A 24,959-nucleotide genomic window follows, 5' to 3' on the forward strand; every position below is an offset into this window, starting at 1 on the left:
GTGGCGCTGCTGAACGGCAGGGCGCGGCGCGTCGTCACGGGCCCGCTGACCGTCCTCGACCAGCTGGGCGACCAGCTCTCGCTCTACGTGCGCGCGATCGCGTGGACGCCGCGCACGCTGCGCCGGTACCGCGGCGAGATCGGGCGCCTGCTCGCCGAGGTCAGCTTCGGGTCCGGCGCGCTCATCGTCATCCTCGGCACGGCGGGCGTGATGCTGTCGCTGTCGCTGTTCGTCGGCAGCCTCGTGGGTCTGCAGGGCTTCCGCGCGCTCGACTCGCTCGGCGTCGAGGCGCTCACCGGCTTCATCACGGCCTACTTCAACACCCGCGACATCGCCCCGCTCGTCGCCGCGGCCGCGCTGACGGCCACGCTCGGCGCCGGCTTCACCGCGCAGCTGGGCGCGATGCGGATCTCGGAGGAGGTCGACGCGCTGGAGGTGATGGCCGTGCCCAGCGTGCCGTTCCTCATCACCACCCGCATGATCGCCGGCGTCATCGCGATCATCCCGATGTACACGATCGGCCTGCTGGCGAGCTTCGCGGCGTCCCGGCTGAACGTGACGTTGATCAACGGCCTCGCCGGCGGCACGTACGACCACTACTTCGACCTGTTCCTGCCGGTCACCGACGTCCTGTACTCGTACCTCAAGGTGATCGTCTTCGCGGTCGTCATCATCCTGATCCACTGCCACTACGGGTACACGGCCCGCGGTGGCCCCGCGGGTGTCGGCATCGCGGTGGGCCGCTCGGTGCGGCTGTCGATCGTGAGCACCGCGATCCTCGACTTCTTCCTCACGCTGGTGCTGTTCGGCACCGAGACGTCGGTGCGGGTGGCCGGATGAAACGCCGTTTGCAGGGGTTGCTGTTCGTCGTCGTGCTGCTGGCGCTCGTCGGGCTGTCGGTCGGGAGCTACGCCGGGGCGTTCGACCGCGGCGTTCCGGTCACGCTGCAGGTGGACCGGGTCGGCAACCAGCTCGCCGAGAAGGCCGACGTCAAGGTTCGCGGGCTGGACGTCGGGAAGGTCACGTCCGTCACCACCGACGGCGAGAACGCCACGGTGCAGCTCACGATCGACCCGGACAAGGTCGACCTGATCCCGGCGAACGTCTCGGCGCAGCTCATCCCCAAGACGCTCTTCGGTGAGCGCTACGTCTCGCTCGTGCTGCCCGACGGCCCGCGCGCGCAGCTGCTCTCGGCCGGGGACGTGATCCCGATGGACCGCAGTGCGTCGGCCCGCGAGCTGGAGCGCGTGCTCGACGGCCTGCTCCCGCTGCTCACGGCCGTCGAGCCGCAGGAGCTGGCCACCACGCTCGGCGCGATGTCGCAGGCCCTCGAAGGGCGCGGTGAGAACCTGGGGCAGACGCTGGTGCGGCTGCAGCAGCTGACGTCGGGCCTCCGCCCGGCCATCCCGGACCTGCAGGCGGACATCACCGAGCTCGCCGACTTCGCCCGCAACGTCGACGCGGCCGCCCCGGACCTGCTCGACGCGCTGGAGGACTTCACCGTCACCAGCCGCACGGTGGTGGAGCAGCGCGCCCAGCTGCGCGAGCTGCTGACCAGCGTCACCGCCGCGTCGGACGACCTGCGCGGGTTCCTGGACGCCAACGGCGACAACATCATCGCGCTCGCCGACTCGGCCCGTCCGACGCTCGCGACCCTCGCCCGGTACTCGCCGGAGTTCCCGTGCCTGTTCAACCAGCTGGCCGGGCTCGTACCGCGGCTCGACGAGGCGTTCGGCGCCGGCAGCGACAACCCCGGCCTGCGCGCCACCATCGAGATCGTCGCGAGCCAGGGCAAGTACATCCCCGACCAGGACGAGCCGCGCTACCTCGACGACCGTGGCCCCCGCTGCTACCCGATCCTCACCCCGGGGCCGGACCAGCCGCCGGACGGCCCGTTCAAGGACGGCACGGAGCCGCACGACAACCCGCCGACGACCACCCAGTACGGCGACGCGGAGGACTTCGGGGCCGTCCCGACGTCCTACTCGGGCGCCGACATGGGCGTGCCCAACTCGCCGGGTGAGCGCCAGGTCGTCAACGAGCTGCTGGCGCTCCAGCAGGGCACGTCGCCCGACGCGATGCCCGCGTGGAGCACGATGCTCGTCGGTCCGCTCTACCGCGGGACCGAGGTGAAGGTGACATGAGCGAGCGTCAGCGAGCGAATCATCAGCACAGCGGCTGCGCGAAGCGCCGTCCGAGCGCCAGCGAGGGCGAGCGATGAAGCGGATCCCGGTCGCCCCACTGGTCAAGTTCCTGTCGCTCGCGGTGGTGGTGGCGCTGTGCACCACCGTGCTCGCCCTGACCATCGCCAACGCCTCCGGTGGCGCCCGCACCACCTACACCGCGCGCTTCACCGACGCGAGCGGGCTGTTGCCCGGCGACGACGTGCGGATCGCCGGGGTGATCGTCGGCACCGTCGACGACGTGCGGATCGCCGACCGGCGGTTCGCGGAGGTCGAGTTCAGCGTGGCGGCCGACCAGCCGCTCCCGGCGTCGGTGGGGGCGTCGATCCTGTACCGCAACCTCATCGGGCAGCGCTACCTCGCGCTCGAGCAGGGCGCGGGGCCCTCCGGCGAGACGCTGCCCGAAGGCGGCACGATCCCCGTGGAGCGCACGCGCCCGCCGCTCAACCTCACCGTGCTCTTCAACGGGTTCAAGCCGCTGCTCACCGCGCTCGACCCGGACCAGGTGAACCAGCTCTCCTTCGAGATCATCCAGGTGCTGCAGGGCCAGGGCGGCACGGTGAAGAGCCTGCTCGCCCACACCGCATCGCTCACCAACACCCTCGCCGACCGCGACGAGGTGATCGGCCAGGTGATCGACAACCTCAACGCGGTGCTCGACACCGTGAACGCGCGCGACGAGCAGCTGTCGGAGCTCATCAGCTCACTGCAGGCGCTGGTGTCCGGCCTCGCGCAGGACCGCGAGCCGATCGGCGACGCGATCGTCTCGATCGGGGAGCTCACCGAGGTGACCGCGGGCTTCCTGGAGGACGCCCGGCCGCCGCTGCGCGACGACATCGGGCACCTCGGCGACCTGGCGGAGAACCTCAACGCGCAGGACGAGCACCTCGAGCGGACGATCAGGAACCTGCCGCCCAAGCTCGAGAAGGTCATCCGCGCAGGCAGCTACGGCAGCTGGTTCAACTTCTACCTGTGCGGGGCGAGCGGCAAGGTCGGCCTCTCGCCGTACATCCCGACCTTCGAGATCCCGGTGTTCGCCAGCGGTCAGCCCCGCTGCGGGGCCGACCCCGACGGCGAGGACAGCGGCAACACCGACTCGCTCGCCGGACTGCCCCTTCCCGACCTGCCCCTGCCGGGCGGCGAACCCGGCGTGCCCGACCTTCCCGTGCCGGACCTGCCCGCGCCCGACCTGCCCCTGCTGTCCGACATCTCGCTCGGAGGCAACTGATGCCGGGCACCCGCAACCCCGTCGCGACGGCGATCATCGGCCTGCTGACGATCGTGCTCGTGGTGGTGCTCGCGTTCAACGGGCCGGCGCTCTTCGGCGGCGGCACCACATACAAGGCCGAGTTCCGCGAGGCCGCCGGGCTCACGGCGGGCGACATGGTCACGGTGGCGGGTGTCGAGGCGGGCCGCGTCCAGGACGTCGAGCTCGAGGGCGACCACGTGCTCGTCACGTTCAAGGTCACCGACGCGTGGGTCGGTGACCGCACGTCGGCTTCGATCCAGATCCGCACCCTGCTCGGCGCCAAGACGCTCGCGCTCGACCCGCAGGGTGACGACGACCTGAACCCCGACCGGACCATCCCGCTCTCCCGCACCTCGTCCCCGTTCGACGTGGTGGAGGCGTTCGACGGGCTGTCCGGCACCCTCGACCAGATCGACACGGGGCAGCTCGCGCAGAGCCTGAACACGCTCTCGGACACCTTCCGCGACACCCCGCCGGAGATCCGGGGGGCGCTCGACGGGCTTTCGCGGCTGTCCACCACGATCGCGAGCCGCGACGAGGAGATCCGCAGGCTGCTCGCGGGCACCCATGAGCTCGCGGGCGTGCTGGCCGACCGCAACGCCGAGGTCGAGAAGCTGCTGAAGGACGGCAACCTGCTGCTCGGCGAGCTCCAGCGCAGGCGGGAGGCGATCAGCAGGCTCCTCGACGGCACGATCGCGCTGTCCGAGCAGTTGCGCGGGCTCGTCGCCGACAACGAGGAGCAGCTGCGGCCGACGCTGGAGCAGCTCGACCGGGTGGCCGCGCTGCTGCAGCGCAACCGGGACTCGCTCGGCGCCGGCATCCGCGACCTCGCGGTGTTCGTGCGGCTCTTCGCCAACGCCACGGGCAACGGCGAGTGGTTCGACAACTACATCTGCGCGCTGCTCCCGCCCTCCGCGGGCCCGATCAACCCAGGGGGCTGCTGATGGGACTCACCCCGACCGACCGCAGGCAGCTCCAGTTCACCGGGCTCATCGCCGTGATCGCCGTGCTGGTGGCCAGCGCGCTCTACCTCGTGCTCCAGGGCCCGTCCCGGATGATCACCGCCTACTTCACGTCGGCGACCGGTGTGTTCGAGGACAACTCGGTGCGGGTGCTGGGCGTGCGGGTCGGCGACATCGTCAGCATCACCCCGGAGGGCACGCGGGTGCGTGTCGAGATGCGCATCGACGACCCCGACCTCAAGCTGCCCGCCGACGCGATGGCCGTCGTCGTCTCGCCGAGCCTGGTGACCGGCCGCTACATCCAGCTCGCCCCGACCTGGTCCGGCGGCCCCGAGCTGCGGGACGGCGCCGTGATCCCGCTCGAGCGCACCGCGGTGCCGCTCGGCGTCGACGACCTCGCACGCACCGCCGACGAGCTCGCCGACGCGCTGGGGCCCAGCGGCGTCAACGCCCAGGGGGCGCTGTCGGACGCACTCGACGTCGGCGCCGCGAACCTCGACGGCAACGGCCGCGCGCTGAACGACACGATCCGCAACCTCGGCGAGCTCTCCGGCACCCTCGCCGATTCCCGCGAGGACCTCTTCGGCACGGTGAAGGAGCTCCAGTCCTTCACGTCCATGCTCGCCGCGAACGACGGCGAGGTGCGCGAGTTCAACAAGCGGCTCGCCGACGTCGCCGGCTTCCTCGCCGACGAGCGGGGCGACCTGGCCACGGCGGTGCGGGAGCTGTCCATCGCGCTCGGCGAGGTGGCCGACTTCGTGCGGGACAACCGGGAGCTCGTCAAGTCCAACGTCGACAAGCTGACGGACGTCACCGAGGTGGTCGTCGACCAGCGCAAGGCCCTCGCCGAGGTCCTCGACGTCGCGCCGGTGGCGCTCGGCAACCTCTCGCTGGCCTACAACGGCTCGTCCGGCACGCTCGACGCCCGGGCGGACATCAACGAGCTCACGATGCCGATCCCGGCACTGGTCTGCGAGCTGCTGCGCCGCAGCGGACCGGTGCCGAACGAGCTCATCGAGCCGTGCGGCAAGCTCGCCCCTGTCCTTGACGGTCTCGTCCCGCTGCCCAGCGCGGCCGACGTGATCACCGCGTTGCAGAGCGGCCAGCCCCCGCCCGTGCCGGGGCTCGCGTTGCCGACCGAGAAGGACCCCGCGGCACCCCAGGCCGCGTTGCCGCTGCCCGGCCTGCCCGCCCCGTCCGCCCCGTCCGCACAGCCGGAGGGGGAGCGGGCGGAGCCGACCTCGCAGCAGCCACGACCGGAGTCGACGCGCCGGGCCGAGCCGGACGACGCCGAGGGGTCCGATCGGAACCAGGGCGCTGAGCAGGACGAGTCCGACGAACGCTCGGGCGGTCTCTCGGGGCTGTTCGGGGGTGACCGGTGACCCGCCGCATCGCCGCCGCCGCGACCGCCGCCGTGCTGCTCACGAGCGGCTGCGGCGCGCTGTCGGGCGGCCTGCGGGGCGTCGACCTGCCGGGCGGCGCGAACCTCGGCGACAACCCGTACCGACTGACGATCGAGTTCACCGACGTCGTCGACCTCGTGCCGCAGTCGCTGGTGAAGGTGGCCGACGTGCCGGTCGGGACGGTCAGCGACATCAGGGTGGGCCCCGACTGGACGGCGGAGGTCACCGTGTTCGTCAACGGTGACGTCGCGCTGCCACCCGACGCCGAGGCCCGGGTGCGCACCACGAGCCTGCTGGGCGAGAAGTTCGTCGAGCTGCAGGCGCCGCGGAACGCCGCGCCCGGCCGCATCGCCGACGGCGCCACCATCCCGCTGCTGCGCACCAGCCGGGCCGCCGAGGTCGAGGAGGTGCTCGGCGCGCTGTCGCTGTTGCTCAACGGCGGGGTCGTCGCGCAGATCCGGACGATCGCGGACGAGCTCAACAAGGCCCTCGAGGGCAACGAGCCGGAGATCCGCGCGCTCCTCGACGACCTCAACGTGCTCGTCGGGGCCCTCGATGACCACAAGGGTGAGATCACGCGGGCCATCGACGAGATCAACCGCCTCGCAGGCACGCTGCGCGACCGCAGCGGGCAGATCGAGACGGCGCTGCAGGACCTACCGCCTGGCCTGCGCGAGCTGGAGGACCAGCGCGCCAAGCTCGTCGACATGCTGCAGGCGCTCGACCGGCTCTCGGGGGTGGCCACCAACGTGGTGAACCGGAGCCGGGACGACGTGGTCGCCGACCTCGAGCTGCTGCGGCCGGTGCTGGCGAAGCTCGTCGAGTCGGGGCCCGACCTGGTGAACTCGCTGAGCCTGCTGCCCACCTTCCCGTTCAGCGACGGCACGGTCGACGCGTTCGCGGGCGACTACTCCAACCTGTACGTCAAGCTCGACCTCGACCTGAGCGAGCTCCTCAAGAACATGGCTCGCTCCGGCGAGCCGTTCCCCGGCCCGGACGGGCCGCTCGGGATGCTGCCGCCCACCTCGCAGCTGCTCGGGCCGTTGCTCGGCCCGACGAGCCCGTCGCTGCCGGACTTCCCGCTCATCGGCGAGGGCGATCTGCTGCCGTTGCCCGGTGAGGTGCAGCCGCCGCCGACCTCCGGCTCGGCCGAGCCGCCGGAGGAAGGGGCCGAGCCCACCCGCGAGGGCGGGTTGCTCGGCGGCCTGCTCGGAGGTGACCGATGATCACCAGGGTCGTGCGGCTGCAGTTGGTGGCGTTCCTGCTGATCACCGTGCTCGGCGTCGGATACGCCGGGTTCCGCTACGCCGGGTTCGGCGACCTGTTCGGCGCCACGACCTATCCGGTGCGCGTGCAGCTCGCCCAGTCCGGGGGGATCTTCACCGGCGCCGACGTGACGTACCGGGGTGTGAGCGTCGGCCGGGTCGGCCCGCTGACGATCACCCCGGAGGGGGTGGAGGCGCAGCTGGACATCCGGCGCGACGCCCCCGCGATCCCCGCCGACGTCGACGCGGCCGTGCACAACCTCTCCGCGATCGGCGAGCAGTACGTCGACCTGCTGCCGGCGAGCGACGACGGCCCGTACCTCCAGGACGGTTCGGTGATCCCGGTGGGCCGCACGAGCACGCCGGTGCCGGTCGAGGAGCTGGTCGTCAGCCTCGACGACTTCGTCCGGTCGGTGCCGCTGGACTCGCTGCGCACCGTCGTCGGTGAGCTCGGCGACGCCTTCTCCGACACCGCGCTGCCGCTGCAGAAGCTCCTCGACACCACCAACGCGTTCACCGAGGACGCCGTGGAGGCGCTGCCCGAGACGATCCGCCTCATCGAGGACGGCCGCACGGTGCTCACCACGCAGAACGAGGTCTCGGGCTCCTTCCGGAGCTTCAGCGAGGATCTCGCGCTGCTCGCCGACCAGCTCGCCGAGTCCGACCCGGACCTGCGCAGGCTCATGGAGACCGGCCCCGAGGCGTCCACCGAGATCAGGGGCCTGCTGCGGGAGAGCGGCAGCGGCCTCGGACAGCTCATCGCCGACCTGCTGACGATCTCGCGCGTCGCCGAGCCGCGCCAGGCCGCGCTCCGCCAGATCCTCGTCACCTACCCGGGCGTCACGACCACGACGTACACCGTCGTGCCCGGCGACGGCACCGCGCACCTCGGGCTCGTGCTCAGCAACCTCTTCGACCCGCCGCCCTGCACCCGGGGCTACGAGGGCACCAACCGGCGCCCCGGCAGCGACGTGTCGGAGGCGCCGATCAACCGCAAGGCATACTGCGCCGAACCCCAGGGGAGCCCGATCGACGTCCGAGGCGCGCAGAACGTCCCGGACGCGAAGACCCCGACGGCGCCCGCCGACGCCCCGTCCGGGCCCCCGAGGGGTGGCCTGCCCGCCGGATCCGCTCCCGTGATCCCCGACCGCGTCGGCTCGCTCCCGCCGCTCAGCTCCCTGGCCCAGATCCTCAGTTGACCCTGGACATCCGCGCCGACCCGACCCCCGACGGAGAGCCGCATGACCGTCCTCGAGAAGCCCATCACGCAACAGAAGGACCCGGATCCGGCGCCGCCGCGGCGCCGTTTCGAGATCACCCCCGTGCGCGCGCTCGCCGCGCTGGTGGCGCTCGCCGCGCTCGCCGCCCTGTTCTTCGGCGGCCGGTGGGTCCTCGCGCTCGGCGACGAGGGGCTGGAGCTCGCGGCCGAGCGCGAGGCCGTGCTGGTCGACGCCCGCCAGGCCGCGATCAACCTGAACACCCTCGACTACCAGAACGTCGCCCCCGGGCTGGACCTGTGGGAGCAGACGTCGACCGGCACCCTGCTCGACGAGTTCCGCGCGAACCGCGCCGAGTACGAGCAGGTCGTCACGCAGGCCAAGCGGGTCACGGTCGCCACCGTGCCGGACGCCGGCGTCGCCGAGCTGGACGTGCGTGCCGGTACCGCCCGCGTGCTGGTGGCCGTCGACGTCGAGGTCCGGCCGGAGGGCCAGGGTCCCGTGGTCACCCGCCAGCGGCTCGAGCTGGAGATGACCCGCACCGACCAGGGCTGGAAGGCGAGCCGGGTGGCCCCGGTCCGCACGCCGAGCTGACAGGAGCACCCCGAATGCCACCTCGTCCGCGTTCCCCGCGCCCCCGCCCGACCCCGTCCCGCCGCCCCCGGGTGGCCGGGATGGCGCCCGCCGTGCCCCGCCCTTCCGAGCGGATCGAGGACGGACCGGGCGACGCCGCCGACAGCAGGGTGGCCGCACCGCCCGACCGCAAGCCCGAGGCCGCGCCGCCGGCGGGCCCGGACCGGAACGGGGGCGGCAAGGCCAGGCCGAAGCGCCCGCGCCCGAAGCCCGCTCCCGCCGGCGAGGCCGCTCCCGCCGCGGATCTCGAGGCCGAGGGGGAGACCTCCGGCCGGACCGAGCAGCTGCCGGTGGTCGCGGCCGGGAAGCGGGCGAAGGCCGCGGGCGAGCCCGGCCGGAAGACGGCCCGCACCGGCGCGGCCGAACCCGCGGAGTCCACCCCGGCCACCGCGACCGCGGACGGCACGGGCGACGACGCCACCGAGCCCTCCGCGGCAGGTCGCGGGGCCCGGCTCACCGCCCTCGTGCGACGCAGGGCCGTGCCGTTGCTCGCGGTGGCGGTGCTCGTGCTCGCCACCGTGGCCGTGGTCGCAGGCGTCCAGGACGCGCGCCTGCGCGGCACCCCGGCGGCGGCCAACACCGCGCTGGTCGACGTCGGGACCACCACGGAGGTGGCCGGCCAGCTGTCCGACGCGATCGAGACCGTGTACTCGTTCGACTTCGCGCGGCTCGACGAGAACGAGAACGCCGCCCGCGACGTGATCACGCCGGAGTTCGCGGCCGAGTTCGACCGCCTGTTCGGCGAGGTCAGGGCCCGGGCGCCGGAGCAGCAGGCGGTGGTGTCGGCCACGGTCACCCGCACGGCGGTCAAGGAGATCACCGGTGACCGGGCCGTGCTGATCGCGTTCGTCGACCAGCAGGCCACCCGTGCCGCGCCGGACGCGCAGTCGCAGCAGCTCGCCGCGGCCGGCCGCCTCGCGGTCACGGGGGAGCGGGTGGACGGCCGCTGGAAGATCGCCGCCGTCACGCCACTCTGACCCGTCTCGCGGGACACCGGACCGGGTCGCGTATCCTGGACGACGGTTCCACCGAAGACCGCAGGTCTGTGCCCCTCACCGGGCACACGAAGGCCCCGCATCCGCGGGCGGCCCGCGCAGGAGGACGAGGTCATCGCGGGGTGCGCTCGTGCGCGCCCCTCGCCACGCCCCGTGCGCTCCTGCGCCGGGGCGTTCGTCGTTTCCGAGGTCGTCGGTGGGTGCGAACCGCAGGAAGAACACCGACCACGACGAGAGGAGGCGAGGATGGCCCGACCCGACAAGGTCGCGGCGGTCGAGGAGATCGCCGAGAACTTCCGGGGCGCGTCCGCCTCGGTGGTCACCGAGTACCGCGGCCTCACGATGTCCCAGCTGACGACCCTGCGCCGGTCGCTCGGCGACGGCGCGACCTACCGCGTCGCCAAGAACACGCTGGTCAAGCGCGCTGCCGAGGACGCGGGCGTCGAAGGGCTCGAGCAGCTGCTCGTCGGCCCGACGGCGATCACGTTCATCACCGGCGAGCCCGTCGACGCCGCCAAGGCGCTGCGCGACTTCGCCAGGGCCAACCAGGGCCTGGTGATCAAGGGTGGCTACATGGACGGTCGCACGCTGACCGTCGCAGAGGTCAACCAGCTCGCCGACCTGGAGTCCCGCGAGGTCCTGCTGTCGAAGCTGGCCGGCGCGATGAAGGGCACCATGGCCAAGGCCGCAGGCCTGTTCGCCGCCCCGGCGTCGCAGGTGGCCCGCCTGGCCCAGGCGCTGGCCGACAAGCGCGCGGAGGAGGGCGGTGCGGCTCCGGCCGAGGCCGCCACCGACTCCGAGACCGCGAGCTGACCACCCCCCGTACCGCACCACTGGAAGAGGAACCACCATGGCGAAGCTGTCCACCGACGAGCTGCTCGAGGCCTTCAAGGACCTCACCCTCATCGAGCTCTCGGAGTTCGTGAAGAAGTTCGAGGAGACCTTCGACGTCACCGCGGCCGCTCCGGTCGCCGTCGCCGCTGCCGGCCCGGCCGCCGCCGGCGCCCCGGCCGAGGCCGCCGAGGAGAAGGACGAGTTCAACGTCGTCCTCGAGGCCGCCGGTGACAAGAAGATCCAGGTCATCAAGGTCGTCCGCGAGCTCGTCTCGGGCCTGGGCCTCAAGGAGGCCAAGGACCTCGTCGAGTCGGCCCCGAAGCCGATCCTCGAGGCGGTCGCCAAGGACGCCGCCGAGGCGGCCAAGACCAAGCTCGAGGAGGCCGGCGCCAAGGTCAGCCTGAGCTGACACCCGGCACCGTCCGACGAAGCGGCATCCCCTCGGGGGTGCCGCTTCGTGCTTTCCGGGGTCAGCCCCTGGCGCGCAGCTCGCGCCGCAGCAGCTTGCCCGTCACCGTCTTCGGGATCTCGTCCAGGAACTCCACCTGACGCGGGTACTTGTAGGCCGCCATCCGCTCCCGGCAGAACGCGATCAGCTCGGCCTCGTCGGCGCTGCGCCCCGGCCGGAGGCTGACATAGGCCTTCACCGTCTCACCGCGGTACGGGTGCGGCACGCCGACCACCGCCGCCTCCCGCACGGCGTCGTGCTCGTAGAGCACGTCCTCCACCTCGCGCGGCCACACCTTGTAGCCGCCTGCGTTGATCTGGTCCTTCTTGCGGTCGACGATGTAGAACCAGCCGTCCGTGTCCATGTACCCGACGTCCCCGGTGTGCAGCGCCCCGCCGGGGATCGCGCGCTCGGTCTCCTCCGGCTTGTTCCAGTAGCCGGGCACGACCTGGGGACCGCTCGTCACGATCTCGCCGATCTCGCCGGGTGGGAGCTCCTCCCCGTCGTCGCCGAGGATGCGCACGACGGTGTTGTAGAGCGGCACGCCGACCGACAGCGCACCGGACGCGTCGTCCACCGGCGCCTCGGCCCCCTTCGGCACGCCGTGCGACGGCGAGGTGGTCTCGGTGAGCCCGTAGATGTTGTGGATGTACCGGCCGAACGTCGCCGAGAACGCCTTCACCGTCGACGGTGGGATGGGCGCTCCGCCCGACCAGATCTTCTCCAGGGACGCGAGCGCGTCGCGCTCGGCGTCGGGGGCGTTCATCAGCGCGATGAACACGGTGATCGAGCCGACCGTGAACGTCGGACGCTGCTCGCGGATCACGTCGATCGCGAGCGCGGGCTCGAACCGGTGGAACAGCACGAGCGGAGCGCCGAGCAGCAGCGCCGTGGTGATCCCGGCGATGAGCCCGGTGATGTGGAACAGCGGGGCCACGCCGAGCACGACGTCGTCGGCGTCGAGGTTGCACCACTCGCGGTAGGCCTGGCTGTTGAACACCACGTTCCGGTGGGTGTTCATGGCGCCCTTGGGCGGGCCGGTGGTGCCGGACGTGTAGGTGAGGAACGCGGTGTCGTCGGGCGAGAACGCCACCGGGGGCGGGGTCCCCCCGCGGAACCGGCCGATCAGCTCTCCCATGTCGAGCGTGCCCGGCACGTCGATGTGCTCGGACCCGCCGAAGGCGCGCGGGTCGTTCCGGCTCTGGTACTCGAGCTCGGACGTCGTGACCACGGTCCGCACCCCGGTGCGCCCGACCACGTCGGCCGCGACGTCGCGATAGAGGCTCTGCAGACACACCAGCACCCGGGCGCCCGAGTCGGTGAGCAGGAGCTCCAGCTCGCGCTGCCGGTTCATCGGGTTGATCGGCACGGCGACGCCGCCCGCCTTCCATGTGCCGAGGAGCCCGATGACGAACTGCGGCACGTTCTGCAGGTACAGCCCCACCCGGTCGCCCGCCGCCAGGCCGGAGTCGAGGAGACCGGCGGCGAACGCGTCGGAGAGCTCGTCGAGCTCGCGCAGCGTGATCCGGCCGTCGAAGTACCGCACGGCGTCGCCGCCGGGGTTGCGCGCCACCGCGGCCCGGAACATGGCCAGTGCGTCGCCGTGCTCGAGCTCCAGATCGTGCGGCTGCCCGGCGGCGTAGCGCGCCAGCCACGGCCGCGCGTCGTACGTGCTCGTAGCGGACTCCATCGTCGCCTCCCTGCCCCTGGCCACGATCGTCAGCTCGCCCGTGAGACGGTGTCAAGGAACTCCGGGGCCCCCTGACCGAGAGGTGGGCCGGCCGCCGGAGGTGACGATGGCGACACGTTCCGGCGACGGGCCGGTGAAGCCCGCAGGCGGACGGCATCGACCGTTCCGCCCGTTCGGCGGTCACTCGACGGGGCGGAGGCGCTCGGCGAACGGCAGCTCAGGCCATGGAGCTGCAGCGCCATGCCGCTCGTCCCGCGAAAAGGACCACTTACCGGCGCGTAGAGTCTTGACGGGATGCGCTCGTCAGGTCACTCTTAGGTCTCGATGGTTGCCTTGCGGACCCATCTCGACAGCGGCTGCATTTGCAGCTAGACTGCCTCTTTGCGCTGCCCTCGTCCAGCTCGCGCGCGCTCAGAGGAGTCCTCCCGCTCCAGGGTGTCCCTTCCGGGCTCACGTGCGTATGGCGATGGCTGCGCCATGACAACAGACGGCGTGCGTCGGATCCTGCATCCGTCGGCCCGCTCGCCCCGGACCTCCCGTCCGGGGCGGACGAGCAGACGGTATCGCGTGGAGCCGGTGCCCGCCAGAACGAGAGCGCAGTTCTCGGAAGGACGCATCTTGGCTTCGTCCCGCGCCACCAGCCCCCTCGCGACCCCCGCGCCCGCTGCCGTCTCGGCCAACCCGAACTTCCCCGGTGCGCCCACCCGGGTCACCTTCGCGAAGATCCGTGAGCCGCTCGAGGTGCCCGACCTCCTCGACCTGCAGATCCAGTCCTTCCAGTGGCTGGTCGGCGACGAGGCCTGGTTCCAGCGCCGGATCGACGCCGGCGACGAGAACCCGATCGGAGGTCTCGAGGAGATCCTGCAGGAGATCTCGCCGATCGAGGACTTCTCCGGCTCGATGTCCCTGTCGTTCTCCGACCCTCGCTTCGACGAGGTCAAGGCCTCCGAGGAGGAGTGCCGCGACAAGGACATGACCTACGCCGCCCCGCTGTTCGTCACGGCGGAGTTCACCAACAACACCACCGGCGAGATCAAGAGCCAGACGGTGTTCATGGGTGACTTCCCGGTGATGACGAGCAAGGGCACGTTCATCATCAACGGCACCGAGCGTGTCGTCGTGTCGCAGCTGGTGCGGTCCCCCGGCATCTACTTCGACCACACGATCGACAAGACGACCGAGAAGGACGTCTACTCGGTCAAGATCATCCCGAGTCGGGGTGCGTGGCTCGAGTTCGACGTCGACAAGCGCGACACCGTCGGCGTCCGCATCGACCGCAAGCGCCGCCAGCCGGTCACCGTGCTGCTCAAGGCGCTGGGGTGGACCAACGAGCAGATCCGGGAGCGGTTCGGGTTCTCCGAGACCGTCCTCGCCACGCTCGAGAAGGACCACACCGCGGGCCAGGACGAGGCGTTGCTCGACATCTACCGCAAGCTGCGCCCGGGCGAGCCGCCCACGCGTGAGAGCGCCCAGACGCTGCTCGAGAACCTGTTCTTCAAGGACAAGCGCTACGACCTGGCCAAGGTCGGCCGCTACAAGGCCAACAAGAAGCTGGGCCTCTCGATCGACATGTCGGTGGGCACGCTCACCGAGGAGGACATCGCCACCACCATCGAGTACCTCGTCCGGCTGCACGCAGGCGAGACCGCGATGGCGATCGGCGAGGGTGAGAACGCCTCCGAGATCCCGGTCGAGGTCGACGACATCGACCACTTCGGCAACCGGCGCATCCGCACGGTCGGCGAGCTGATCCAGAACCAGGTCCGCGTCGGTCTGTCCCGCATGGAGCGCGTCGTCCGCGAGCGCATGACCACGCAGGACGTCGAGGCCATCACGCCGCAGACCCTGATCAACATCCGCCCGGTCGTGGCGGCGATCAAGGAGTTCTTCGGCACCTCGCAGCTGTCGCAGTTCATGGACCAGCACAACCCCCTCGCGGGGCTGACGCACAAGCGCCGGCTCAACGCGCTGGGCCCGGGCGGTCTGTCCCGGGAGCGGGCCGGCATGGAGGTGCGCGACGTGCACCCCAGCCACTACGGCCGCATGTGCCCGATCGAGACCCCCGAGGGTCCGAACATCGGCCTGATCGGGTCGCTGTCCACGTACGCGCAGGTCAACCCGTTCGGGTTCATCCAGACCCCGTACCGCAAGGTGGTCGACGGCCGGGTCACCGACCAGATCGACTACCTCACCGCCGACGAGGAGGACCGCTTCGTCGTCGCGCAGGCCAACGCGCCGCTCGACGACGACGGCAACTTCCAGGAGGACCGCGTCCTCGTCCGCCGCAAGGGCGGCGAGCTCGACTACATCTCCCCGGCGGGCGTCGACTACATCGACGTCTCCCCGCGGCAGATGGTGTCGGTGGCCACCGCGCTCATCCCGTTCCTCGAGCACGACGACGCCAACCGCGCGCTGATGGGCGCCAACATGCAGCGCCAGGCGGTGCCGCTGCTGCGCAGCGAGGCCCCGCTGGTCGGCACCGGCATGGAGCTGCGTGCCGCGGTCGACGCGGGCGACGTGCTGGTGGCCGACAAGCCCGGTGTGGTCGAGGAGCTGTGCGCCGACTACATCACGGTGATGGCCGACGACGGCACGCGCACCACGTACCGGCTGAACAAGTTCCGCCGGTCCAACCAGGGCACGTGCAACAACCAGAAGCCGATCGTCGACGAGGGCGACCGCGTCGAGGCCGGCCAGGTCATCGCCGACGGGCCGTGCACCGAGGACGGCGAGATGGCCCTCGGCAAGAACCTGCTCGTGGCGATCATGCCGTGGGAGGGCCACAACTACGAGGACGCGATCATCCTCTCGCAGCGCCTCGTGCAGGACGACGTGCTCACGTCGATCCACATCGAGGAGCACGAGATCGACGCCCGCGACACGAAGCTGGGCGCCGAGGAGATCACCCGGGACATCCCGAACGTCTCCGAGGAGGTCCTCGCCGACCTCGACGAGCGCGGCATCATCCGCATCGGTGCCGAGGTGCAGCCGGGTGACATCCTCGTCGGCAAGGTCACCCCGAAGGGTGAGACCGAGCTGACCCCCGAGGAGCGCCTGCTGCGCGCGATCTTCGGCGAGAAGGCCCGCGAGGTGCGCGACACCTCCCTCAAGGTGCCGCACGGCGAGAACGGCAAGGTCATCGGCATCCGCGTCTTCTCCCGCGACGACGAGGACGAGCTGGCGCCCGGCGTCAACGAGCTGGTCCGGGTCTACGTGGCCCAGAAGCGCAAGATCCAGGACGGCGACAAGCTCGCCGGCCGTCACGGCAACAAGGGCGTGATCGGCAAGATCCTGCCCGTCGAGGACATGCCGTTCCTGCCGGACGGCACGCCGGTCGACATCATCCTCAACACCCACGGTGTGCCGCGTCGTATGAACATCGGCCAGATCCTGGAGACCCACCTCGGGTGGATCGCCAAGTCCGGCTGGGAGATCGACGGCGAGCCGGAGTGGGCGTCGAAGATGCCCGAGGAGCTGTACGCGGTGCCGCCCGGCACCCGCACCGCCACCCCGGTCTTCGACGGCGCTCGCGAGCACGAGATCACCGGGCTGTTGGGCTCCACCCGGCCCAACCGCGACGGCGAGCGCATGGTCGGCCCGGACGGGAAGGCCACGCTGCTCGACGGGCGTTCCGGCGAGCCGTACCCGTTCCCGGTGGCCGTCGGCTACATGTACATCCTGAAACTGGCCCACCTGGTGGACGACAAGATCCACGCGCGCTCCACCGGCCCCTACTCGATGATCACGCAGCAGCCGCTGGGCGGTAAGGCCCAGTTCGGTGGCCAGCGGTTCGGCGAGATGGAGTGCTGGGCGATGCAGGCCTACGGCGCCGCCTACACCCTGCAGGAGCTGCTCACCATCAAGTCCGACGACGTGGTGGGCCGCGTGAAGGTCTACGAGGCCATCGTCAAGGGCGAGAACATCCCCGAGCCGGGCATTCCGGAGTCGTTCAAGGTGCTCCTCAAGGAGCTCCAGTCGCTCTGCCTGAACGTCGAGGTGCTCTCGAGCGACGGCGCGGCGATCGAGATGCGCGACACCGACGACGAGGACCTCGAGCGGGCCGCGGCGAACCTGGGCATCAACCTGTCCAGCCGTCCCGGTTCCGACTCGATGACCGTCGACGACGTCGTCAACTGACCGCCGCCCAGAGCCGAATACGAACGAAGGAAACGAATTTGCTCGACGTCAACTTCTTCGACGAGCTGCGCATCGGCCTGGCGACCGCCGAGGACATCCGCCAGTGGTCGCACGGCGAGGTCAAGAAGCCCGAGACCATCAACTACCGCACCCTGAAGCCGGAGAAGGACGGGCTCTTCTGCGAGAAGATCTTCGGTCCCACCCGCGACTGGGAGTGCTACTGCGGCAAGTACAAGCGCGTCCGGTTCAAGGGCATCATCTGTGAGCGCTGCGGCGTGGAGGTCACCCGCGCCAAGGTGCGGCGCGAGCGGATGGGCCACATCGAGCTGGCCGCCCCGGTCACGCACATCTGGTACTTCAAGGGCGTCCCGAGCCGCCTGGGCTACCTGCTCGACCTGGCTCCCAAGGACCTCGAGAAGATCATTTACTTCGCCGCTTACGTGATCACCTCGGTGAACACGGAGCTGCGCCACCAGGACCTCTCCACGCTCGAGAACGAGATGAGCGTGGAGCGCAAGCGGGTCGAGAACCGGCGCGACGCCGACCTGGAGGCCCGGGCCCAGAAGCTCGAGGCCGACCTGGCCGAGCTGGAGGCGGAGGGCGCCAAGAGCGACGTCCGCCGCAAGGTCAAGGAGGGTGGCGAGCGCGAGATGCGCCAGCTCCGCGACCGCGCCCAGCGCGAGCTGGACCGGCTCGACGAGATCTGGACCACCTTCAACAAGCTCGACGTCCAGCAGCTGATCGCCGACGAGGGGCTCTACCGCGAGCTCTACGACCGGTACGGCGACTACTTCACCGGCGCCATGGGCGCCGAGGCGATCCAGACGCTGCTGCAGAACTTCGACATCGAGGCCGAGGCCGAGAGCCTGCGGGAGACCATCCGCAGCGGCAAGGGGCAGAAGAAGCTCCGCGCCCTCAAGCGGCTCAAGGTCGTCGCGGCGTTCCAGTCCACGGGCAACAGCCCGATGGGCATGGTGCTCGACTGCGTCCCGGTCATCCCGCCGGACCTGCGCCCGATGGTGCAGCTCGACGGTGGCCGCTTCGCCACCTCCGACCTGAACGACCTGTACCGCCGGGTCATCAACCGCAACAACCGCCTCAAGAGGCTGATCGACCTCGGCGCGCCCGAGATCATCGTCAACAACGAGAAGCGGATGCTGCAGGAGGCCGTCGACGCGCTGTTCGACAACGGCCGCCGTGGCCGGCCGGTCACCGGCCCGGGCAACCGCCCGCTCAAGTCGCTGTCCGATCTGCTCAAGGGCAAGCAGGGCCGGTTCCGCCAGAACCTGCTCGGCAAGCGCGTCGACTACTCGGGCCGTTCGGTCATCGTGGTCGGCCCGCAGCTCAAGCTGCACCAGTGCGGTCTGCCCAAGGGCATGGCGCTGGAGCTGTTCAAGCCGTTCGTCATGAAGCGGCTGGTCGACCTCAACCACGCGCAGAACATCAAGTCTGCGAAGCGCATGGTGGAGCGCGGCCGCTCGCAGGTGTGGGACGTGCTCGAGGAGGTCATCTCCGAGCACCCGGTGCTGCTCAACCGCGCGCCCACACTGCACCGCCTCGGCATCCAGGCCTTCGAGCCGCAGCTGGTGGAGGGCAAGGCCATCCAGCTGCACCCGCTGGTCTGCGAGGCGTTCAACGCCGACTTCGACGGTGACCAGATGGCGGTGCACCTGCCGCTGTCGGCCGAGGCGCAGTCCGAGGCCCGGGTGCTGATGCTCTCGAGCAACAACATCCTGTCGCCCGCGTCGGGCCGTCCGCTGGCCATGCCCCGTCTGGACATGGTCACCGGGCTGTACCACCTCTCCCGGCAGCGCGACGAGGCCACCGGTGCGGGCCAGGTGTACTCCTCGCCCGCCGAGGCGATCATGGCCTACGACCGGAAGGCGCTGCACCTGCAGGCCCCGATCAAGATCCGCCTCACCGGCGTGGTCCCGCCGGCCGACGTCGTCACCTCGCTGGAGGCCGACGGCTGGCAGGCGGGCGACCCGTGGCTCGCCGAGACCACTCTCGGCCGGGTCATGTTCAACGAGCTGCTGCCGGCGGACTACCCGTACGTCAACGAGCCGCTGCCCAAGAAGCGCCAGGCCACGATCATCAACGACCTGGCCGAGCGGTACTCGATGACCGAGGTCGCGCAGGTCCTCGACCGCCTCAAGGAGGCGGGCTTCTACTGGGCCACGCGCTCCGGCGTCACCCTGGCCATCTCCGATGTCATCGTGCCTGCCAACAAGCAGGAGATCCTCGACGGCTACGAGGCCAAGGCCGACCAGATCAACAAGCGCTACCAGCGCGGTGCCCTGTCGCACCAGGAGCGCAACGACGAGATGGTCAAGATCTGGACCCAGGCGACGGAAGAGGTCGCCCGGGCCATGGAGGAGAACTTCCCCGAGGACAACCCGATCCCGACGATCGTGAAGTCGGGCGCGGCGGGCAACATGACCCAGGTCCGGCAGCTCGCCGGGATGCGTGGTCTGGTGGCCAACCCGAAGGGCGAGTACATCCCCCGTCCGATCAAGTCCAACTTCCGCGAGGGCCTGTCGGTGGGTGAGTACTTCATCTCCACCCACGGCACCCGCAAGGGTCTGGCCGACACGGCGCTGCGCACCGCCGACTCGGGTTACCTCACCCGGCGTCTGGTGGACGTGTCGCAGGACGTCATCGTCCGCGAGGTCGACTGCGGCACCGAGCGCAGCATCACGATGCCGGTCACCGAGGAGCTGTCGGACGGGCGTCTGATCCCGCACCGCTACCTGCGCACCTCGGTGTACGCCCGGTCGTCCGCCGAGGACGTCACGGGTCCGGACGGGCAGCTCATCGTGCGTCGGGGAGACGACCTCGGCGACCCGGCGCTCGACGCGCTGGTCGCGGCGGGCGTCCGGCAGATCAAGGTGCGCAGCGCCCTGACCTGCGCCTCGGCCACCGGGATCTGCGGCATGTGCTACGGCCGCTCGATGGCCACCGGCAAGCTGGTGGACGTCGGCGAGGCCGTCGGCATCGTCGCCGCGCAGTCCATCGGTGAGCCCGGCACACAGCTGACGATGCGCACGTTCCACCAGGGCGGTGTCGCCGGTGACGACATCACCACCGGTCTGCCCCGCGTCACGGAGCTGTTCGAGGCTCGCGTGCCGAAGGGCAAGGCGCCGATCGCCGACGTCGACGGCCGGATCTCCATCGAGGACGGCGAGCGCTTCTGGAAGATCACCCTCACGCCGGACGACGGCAGCGAGGAGATCGTCTACGAGAAGCTGTCGAAGCGGCAGTGGCTGGCGATGACCGTCGTCGACGGCGTCGAGCGGCCGCTGGCCGACGGCGACCACGTGCACGTGGGCCAGCTGCTCCTCGAGGGCACGGCCGACCCGCACGAGGTGCTGCGCGTCATGGGCCCGCGCGAGGTGCAGCTGCACCTGGTGCGTGAGGTGCAGAAGGTGTACCGCACGCAGAGCGTGGACATCCACGACAAGCACATCGAGGTCATCGTCCGGCAGATGCTCCGCCGGGTCACGATCATCGACTCGGGTGCCACCGAGTTCCTGCCCGGTGCGCTGGCCGAGCGCGGCGAGTTCGAGTCGGAGAACCGGCGCGTGGTGGCCGAGGGCGGCGAGCCGGCCTCCGGCCGCCCGGTGCTGATGGGGATCACGAAGGCCTCGCTGGCCACCGAGTCGTGGCTGTCCGCGGCTTCGTTCCAGGAGACCACGAAGATCCTCACCGATGCCGCGATCAACGGAAAGCGCGACAAGCTCGTCGGGCTGAAGGAGAACGTGATCATCGGCAAGCTGATCCCGGCCGGTACCGGCATCAACCGGTACCGCAACATCCAGGTCCAGCCCACGGAGGAGGCCCGCGCGGCCGCCTACGCGCTGCCGAGCTACGACGACGGCTACTACAGCCCCGACGTGTTCGGCACGGGCACCGGTGCCGCGGTGCCGCTGGACGACTACGACTTCGGGCGCGACTACCGGTAGGTAGGAGCAATCCGGTACCGGGGGGCGACGGCCCTCCGGACCGGCTGCCCGATGCCCTGAACGGGGCCGGACACCTCTCTCCCGTGGAGGTGACCGGCCCCGTTCTGCTTCCCCCTCCCCGCACTCGCGGCACGCTCGTCCCGATCGGGTGTCACCTCCCCGCGATCGCCAGCACATCGGGGCGTTGTCGAGCATCACGATGCCGGGCGCGAGTCAGCGCCATGGGCAATTCGGATATGTCTGTCAATCGTTGCATCCTGGTACTCTCTGCCCTGTGAGCAAGACGGAGCGGGCAGTGAGCGAAGAGGTCTTCCGCGCTCTGGCCAGCGCCACCCGGCTCGACATCCTGCACTGGCTCAAAGACCCCGCCCGCAACTTCGGCCACCAGGAGATCGGCGACTTCGACGTCGAAGGCGTGTGTGTCTCGGTGATTCAGGAACGCACCGGGCTGTCCCAACCGGCCGTGTCCGCGCATCTGAAGATCCTCTACCAGGCGAAGCTCCTGACCCGCCAGAAAATCGGCCACTGGCATTTCTACAAGCGGGACGACGAAGAGATAAAGCGCTTCCTCGATACGTTGGCCGAAGCATTGTGACGTGTCCCGCAAGGGCGCTGGAGTCGGCCGCTCATGACGTTCGGGAGCAGTCTCGAACAGGGCCGCTGCTTGCGCGCGCATCTCGTTCCAGGCGATGGTCCCGTCGGCTCCGCGGCCCGGGGCGACAACAATCGCGAGCAACGCGCATCCGTCCTCGACCTGGTCGAGAGGCGAGTCCTGCGACTCCCGGTTCCTCCCCGGTCGCGGTCGATCCATCAGGTACGCCGGGTCGACCGGCGGACCCGGTCTCAGCTGTCCGCGACCGGGGTGCTGTAGCGAGTCGTCGCAGTGCGGGTGGTGTGCCGCGGGTGCGGGCCAGGTGTCGGGCCGGTTCACGGTGACCTCCGGGCCGTGGCGGGGCGGGCGCCCGGTGGCCCCCCTCAGCGCAGGGCCGCGATGACGTCGAGTTCGACGGGCATGCCCGCGGGCAGCGCGGTGGAGCCGAAGGCGAGCCTGCTGTGTCGTGCCGGTGTGAAGGCGATGTCGAACACCTGCGATGCGCCGTCGGCGACCTCGGCGTGCCGTTGGAATCCTGGTGGGCAGGCGATGTGCACCGCCAACCTGACCACGCCGGACACGGCGGCGAGGCCGACCGCCGCGTGGACGACGGCCAGTGCGTTGAGCGCGGCCATCGCGGCGGCGGAGCGGCCTTGATCGGGATCGAGGTCCTCTCCGACCCGCCCGGTCACGCCCGGCGCCCCCTGGCGGAGGGGAAGCATGCCACTGAGGTAGAGCAGACCGCCCGCTCGGATGGCCGGCACGTAGGAGCCCAGTGGCGGGGGTGCCTCGGGTAGGTGCAGGCCCGCGTCGTGCAGGCGTTGCAGTGGTTCGATCATCGACGCCATCCGTTCCTGTACGTGTTCGATCTGTCAGTGTCGGCCCACGGTGATCTCCGTCGGCCAGAAACGCGTCGCGGCAGGAGCGACCGGCGGCCACCGGCGCCAGGGGTTCCGAGGCCACGATGGTGGCAACGGGTCCCGCCGGTGCCGGTGACCGCGCACGTCAGGTCACCCGATCAGCGACCCGATCGTGTGATCGGCTTGGCCCGGCGTCCAGCTCGTGCCGAGCAGCTTGTAGTTCATCCGGGGGAAGAAGTCGTAGCGGCTACCGAGCTCGCCGCTGAGCAGGGTCATCCGTTCCACCGTGCGGGCGTTGCTGAGCCGTCCCGCGTCGAGGTAACGGAACGGGGTGCCCTCCCCGAGGCGGACGACCTGCTGCTTGGCCTCTTCGTCATCGGAGACGACGAAGACGTCGCTCACCGTCCCGTCGAAGTCGGGGGCGTCGAAGACCACCCACCACACGTTCTTGAACGCGCCGACCACCCGTGTCCCGGGCAGCCGCTCGGCGATCTGTTCGGCGCCACTGGTCGTCCACGGGGTGATGAAGTCGCTGTAGTCGTCGTTGAACGGGTTGGTGATGTCGATCAGGATCTTGCCGGCGAGCTGGTCACGCAGCGCTTCCAGCCGATCGAGCAGCCCGTCGCGGATGAAGATGGCCGGCAGGACCACCGGCGCTTCGAGGGCGTCCTGGTAGGCGCCGCCCGTCAGACGGGGATGAGCCAGCGTGGTGGCGATCGTCCGGGCGCGGTCCGGATCGCGAGAGCCGAGGATGACGTCGCGTCCGGCCGCGCTGTACATCGCCGCGAGCCGCACTCCCATGCGTCCGGTGCCCAGGATGCCGATCGTCAAGGTGGTACCTCCTTGTTGGTTGCGCGGTCTGGCGAGCGGGGTAGCCCAGCCAGCGCGACCGCTGTGATCGCCGGCCCCTTTGGCCAGCGAATATTGGTATATCGCAATGTAACACTCTTCCTTTGCGGCGGTAAGCGTGTGCGGTCGGTGAGCCCGAGCTCAGGCGAGGTGGCCGACCGGGACGACCGTGGCGCCGGCCGCGTGGACGGCGAGCTCGTCCGTGCGCAGGGCTGCCCGACCAGGCGTGCGCTGATCGTGCGCGTCCGGGAGAGGGGAGGGGATGAGCTCAGGACCCTTGCGGACCTGAGTCAGGATGTGGACGGACCCGGGCTGTACGAGCGGCGCAGCCGTCCAGGGGAGCGGGACGGAAGTGCCGTTCGGTCTGTGATCAGGCCTGCGCCACGTACTGCCCGCCGTCCAAGCGCCTCGTGCGCCTGGCGTACTCCCGCATCGTGCCCGGCCAGTTGTTCATGGTCCGGCGGCTCGCCGTGCGGTAGCAGCTGCGGCAGCCGGTCCACACCGAGTGGGCGAGGCGTTGCTGGACCTCGGCGTCGAACCGGGCGGCAACCTCGGGGCGCACGGTGAGCGTGGGCACGCCGCAGCGCAGCAGCTCGAGCGCCTGCCGCACGTAGCCGATCTGCACTCCAGCATGTGCACGATCGAGCCGGAGCCGAGGCTCGTGTTCGGCGTAGAGCAGGCAGAGGTTCGGGAAGCGTGGCACGGTGATGCCGAGGTGGGCGCTCGCGCCGTCGCGCCACCGTTCGGAGAGCTCGTGCCCGCCGGGGCCGAACACCTTCGTCGGCGGCGTGCTCCGCGCCGTCCGCCGTGCGGACGCCCATGGCGGCGACCTCGGCGATGGGGTCGGTCACGAGGTGGACGTGCGGCCGGGCGAGCGCCGGAGATCTAGCGGCTGTGGGGGACGGCCACTTCTGAGTGGCGCTCCTGGGTGGCGGCCGGCTGGTCGCCGGAGGGCCACGGCTCGGTGACCGCGCGCAGCAGCCGGTCGATGGCCGACAGATCTCCCACGACGGTGGCGCTGCCGTCGGCGCATGCGGTGTCGAGTGTGGCCGGGTCGGTGAGCAGGGCGCTGAGCGTCATGGGCTCCGTACGGAGCGAGGCGGCTGCCGTTGCAGGTTCACCGGGCTGCACCTCGACCCGTCCGGACGCCAGGCGGACCGTCCACACCCGGCCCTCGAGCTCGAGACGGCAACTCGTCGGCGGCGCCGCGGGGTCGGGGCGAGCGGCACGTTGCAGGAAGATCAGCACGGATGTGGCGCTGAGCGAGCTCGGCGGCGGGGGTTGCGGCGCGTCCATGCCCCAGTCGCTCAGAGCCATCAGGATCGGTTCCAGCTTCCGGCCCCGTTCGGTCAGTTCGTAGGCCCGCGGGCCTTCCGTGGGTGCCGGCCGGTGGATCACCCCCTTGTCCTCCAGTTCGCGGAGTCGGTCTGCGAGCAGGTTCGAGCTGACGTGGGGGAGCGCCCGACGCAGCTCCGAGAAGCGCTGAGGCGCCAGGAGCAGCTCGCGGACGACCAGTAGGGCCCATCGCTCCCCGACGACGTCGAGGGCACGGGCGATCGCACATGAGTCCCGATAGCTACGGCTGGTCGGCATGCCGCCCTCCTCGTCGAACTGATCCGAAACTACCACAGCTCCTAGTTGTTATACGCAAGCGATAATGGTTGACTTTTGCAACCACAC

19 protein-coding genes are annotated in these 24,959 nt (G+C 70.6%); 14 read left to right on the forward strand and 5 right to left on the reverse strand.

Annotation, left to right across the window (positions count from 1 at the left end; genetic code table 11):
* The 11 genes from FHX44_RS20820 (at position 1) to rplL (ending at position 11,150) form a co-directional block, all read left to right on the forward strand.
* The gene (locus FHX44_RS20820; protein WP_147257327.1) at positions 1-840 is read left to right on the forward strand and encodes an MlaE family ABC transporter permease; all 840 of its coding nucleotides are present in this window, start codon (positions 1-3) and stop codon (positions 838-840) included.
* Positions 837-2,144 (forward strand): MCE family protein, encoded by a 1,308-nt coding sequence (locus FHX44_RS20825; protein WP_147257328.1) that lies wholly within the window; start codon positions 837-839, stop codon positions 2,142-2,144. The genes FHX44_RS20820 and FHX44_RS20825 overlap by 4 nt, the downstream gene beginning before the upstream one ends.
* Positions 2,145-2,217: 73 nt before the next feature.
* On the forward strand, positions 2,218-3,411 hold the full coding sequence (locus FHX44_RS20830) for an MCE family protein (RefSeq protein ID WP_147257329.1): 1,194 nt from the start codon (positions 2,218-2,220) through the stop codon (positions 3,409-3,411).
* Positions 3,411-4,376 carry an MCE family protein gene (locus FHX44_RS20835; RefSeq protein WP_147257330.1) on the forward strand — a complete coding sequence of 322 codons (966 nt, stop codon included), beginning with the start codon at positions 3,411-3,413 and terminating at the stop codon, positions 4,374-4,376. Before FHX44_RS20830 ends, FHX44_RS20835 begins: the two co-directional genes overlap by 1 nt.
* Positions 4,376-5,776 (forward strand): MCE family protein, encoded by a 1,401-nt coding sequence (locus FHX44_RS20840; protein ID WP_147257331.1) that lies wholly within the window; start codon positions 4,376-4,378, stop codon positions 5,774-5,776. Before FHX44_RS20835 ends, FHX44_RS20840 begins: the two co-directional genes overlap by 1 nt.
* Positions 5,773-7,023, forward strand: coding sequence for an MCE family protein (locus FHX44_RS20845; RefSeq protein WP_147257332.1), 1,251 nt, complete (start codon positions 5,773-5,775; stop codon positions 7,021-7,023). The genes FHX44_RS20840 and FHX44_RS20845 overlap by 4 nt, the downstream gene beginning before the upstream one ends.
* Positions 7,020-8,261 carry an MlaD family protein gene (locus FHX44_RS20850; RefSeq protein WP_147257333.1) on the forward strand — a complete coding sequence of 414 codons (1,242 nt, stop codon included), beginning with the start codon at positions 7,020-7,022 and terminating at the stop codon, positions 8,259-8,261. Before FHX44_RS20845 ends, FHX44_RS20850 begins: the two co-directional genes overlap by 4 nt.
* Positions 8,262-8,303: 42 nt before the next feature.
* On the forward strand, positions 8,304-8,873 hold the full coding sequence (locus FHX44_RS20855) for a hypothetical protein (RefSeq protein ID WP_147257334.1): 570 nt from the start codon (positions 8,304-8,306) through the stop codon (positions 8,871-8,873).
* An 80-nt stretch (positions 8,874-8,953) separates the two neighbouring features.
* Positions 8,954-9,889, forward strand: coding sequence for a hypothetical protein (locus tag FHX44_RS20860; RefSeq protein WP_147257335.1), 936 nt, complete (start codon positions 8,954-8,956; stop codon positions 9,887-9,889).
* Positions 9,890-10,153: 264 nt separating this feature from the next.
* Positions 10,154-10,720, forward strand: a complete 567-nt coding sequence (gene rplJ, locus FHX44_RS20865; RefSeq protein WP_147257336.1) for a 50S ribosomal protein L10 — start codon at positions 10,154-10,156, stop codon at positions 10,718-10,720.
* 37 nt (positions 10,721-10,757) lie between these two features.
* Entirely contained in the window at positions 10,758-11,150 is a 393-nt protein-coding gene (rplL, locus tag FHX44_RS20870) for a 50S ribosomal protein L7/L12 (RefSeq protein ID WP_147257337.1), read from the forward strand.
* A 61-nt stretch (positions 11,151-11,211) separates the two neighbouring features.
* On the opposite strand, the gene FHX44_RS20875 is transcribed toward rplL, so the two are convergent.
* Positions 11,212-12,879 (reverse strand): long-chain-fatty-acid--CoA ligase, encoded by a 1,668-nt coding sequence (locus tag FHX44_RS20875; protein WP_147257338.1) that lies wholly within the window; start codon positions 12,877-12,879, stop codon positions 11,212-11,214.
* A gap of 618 nt (positions 12,880-13,497) precedes the next feature.
* Here FHX44_RS20875 and rpoB point away from each other — a divergent pair.
* From rpoB to FHX44_RS20890, 3 genes are all read left to right on the forward strand, one after another.
* Positions 13,498-17,016 (forward strand): DNA-directed RNA polymerase subunit beta, encoded by a 3,519-nt coding sequence (gene rpoB, locus FHX44_RS20880; RefSeq protein ID WP_147257339.1) that lies wholly within the window; start codon positions 13,498-13,500, stop codon positions 17,014-17,016.
* 38 nt (positions 17,017-17,054) lie between these two features.
* Positions 17,055-20,978 (forward strand): DNA-directed RNA polymerase subunit beta', encoded by a 3,924-nt coding sequence (locus FHX44_RS20885; RefSeq protein ID WP_147257340.1) that lies wholly within the window; start codon positions 17,055-17,057, stop codon positions 20,976-20,978.
* Positions 20,979-21,252: 274 nt separating this feature from the next.
* The gene (locus FHX44_RS20890; RefSeq protein WP_212612569.1) at positions 21,253-21,573 is read left to right on the forward strand and encodes an ArsR/SmtB family transcription factor; all 321 of its coding nucleotides are present in this window, start codon (positions 21,253-21,255) and stop codon (positions 21,571-21,573) included.
* Between the two features lie 380 nt (positions 21,574-21,953).
* On the opposite strand, the gene FHX44_RS20895 is transcribed toward FHX44_RS20890, so the two are convergent.
* The 4 genes from FHX44_RS20895 to FHX44_RS20910 form a co-directional block, all read right to left on the reverse strand.
* Positions 21,954-22,409 (reverse strand): RidA family protein, encoded by a 456-nt coding sequence (locus FHX44_RS20895; RefSeq protein ID WP_212612570.1) that lies wholly within the window; start codon positions 22,407-22,409, stop codon positions 21,954-21,956.
* Between the two features lie 171 nt (positions 22,410-22,580).
* Positions 22,581-23,261, reverse strand: a complete 681-nt coding sequence (locus FHX44_RS20900; protein ID WP_212612571.1) for an NADPH-dependent F420 reductase — start codon at positions 23,259-23,261, stop codon at positions 22,581-22,583.
* Positions 23,262-23,649: 388 nt separating this feature from the next.
* On the reverse strand, positions 23,650-24,054 hold the full coding sequence (locus FHX44_RS20905) for a hypothetical protein (protein WP_147257342.1): 405 nt from the start codon (positions 24,052-24,054) through the stop codon (positions 23,650-23,652).
* A gap of 110 nt (positions 24,055-24,164) precedes the next feature.
* The gene (locus FHX44_RS20910) at positions 24,165-24,872 is read right to left on the reverse strand and encodes a winged helix-turn-helix transcriptional regulator (protein ID WP_147257343.1); all 708 of its coding nucleotides are present in this window, start codon (positions 24,870-24,872) and stop codon (positions 24,165-24,167) included.
* Between the last annotated feature and the right edge of the window lie 87 nt (positions 24,873-24,959).

This window comes from Pseudonocardia hierapolitana (assembly GCF_007994075.1).
Lineage (GTDB): Bacteria > Actinomycetota > Actinomycetes > Mycobacteriales > Pseudonocardiaceae > Pseudonocardia > Pseudonocardia hierapolitana.

Coding starts and splice junctions, on each gene's coding strand:
- FHX44_RS20825 (WP_147257328.1), top strand. CDS start 837: ATGAAACGCCGTTTGCAGGGGTTGCTGTTCGTCGTCGTGCTGCTGGCG.
- FHX44_RS20830 (WP_147257329.1), top strand. CDS start 2,218: ATGAAGCGGATCCCGGTCGCCCCACTGGTCAAGTTCCTGTCGCTCGCG.
- FHX44_RS20835 (WP_147257330.1), top strand. CDS start 3,411: ATGCCGGGCACCCGCAACCCCGTCGCGACGGCGATCATCGGCCTGCTG.
- FHX44_RS20840 (WP_147257331.1), top strand. CDS start 4,376: ATGGGACTCACCCCGACCGACCGCAGGCAGCTCCAGTTCACCGGGCTC.
- FHX44_RS20850 (WP_147257333.1), top strand. CDS start 7,020: ATGATCACCAGGGTCGTGCGGCTGCAGTTGGTGGCGTTCCTGCTGATC.
- FHX44_RS20855 (WP_147257334.1), top strand. CDS start 8,304: ATGACCGTCCTCGAGAAGCCCATCACGCAACAGAAGGACCCGGATCCG.
- FHX44_RS20860 (WP_147257335.1), top strand. CDS start 8,954: ATGGCGCCCGCCGTGCCCCGCCCTTCCGAGCGGATCGAGGACGGACCG.
- rplJ (WP_147257336.1), top strand. CDS start 10,154: ATGGCCCGACCCGACAAGGTCGCGGCGGTCGAGGAGATCGCCGAGAAC.
- rplL (WP_147257337.1), top strand. CDS start 10,758: ATGGCGAAGCTGTCCACCGACGAGCTGCTCGAGGCCTTCAAGGACCTC.
- FHX44_RS20875 (WP_147257338.1), bottom strand. CDS start 12,879: ATGGAGTCCGCTACGAGCACGTACGACGCGCGGCCGTGGCTGGCGCGC.
- FHX44_RS20895 (WP_212612570.1), bottom strand. CDS start 22,409: ATGATCGAACCACTGCAACGCCTGCACGACGCGGGCCTGCACCTACCC.
- FHX44_RS20910 (WP_147257343.1), bottom strand. CDS start 24,872: ATGCCGACCAGCCGTAGCTATCGGGACTCATGTGCGATCGCCCGTGCC.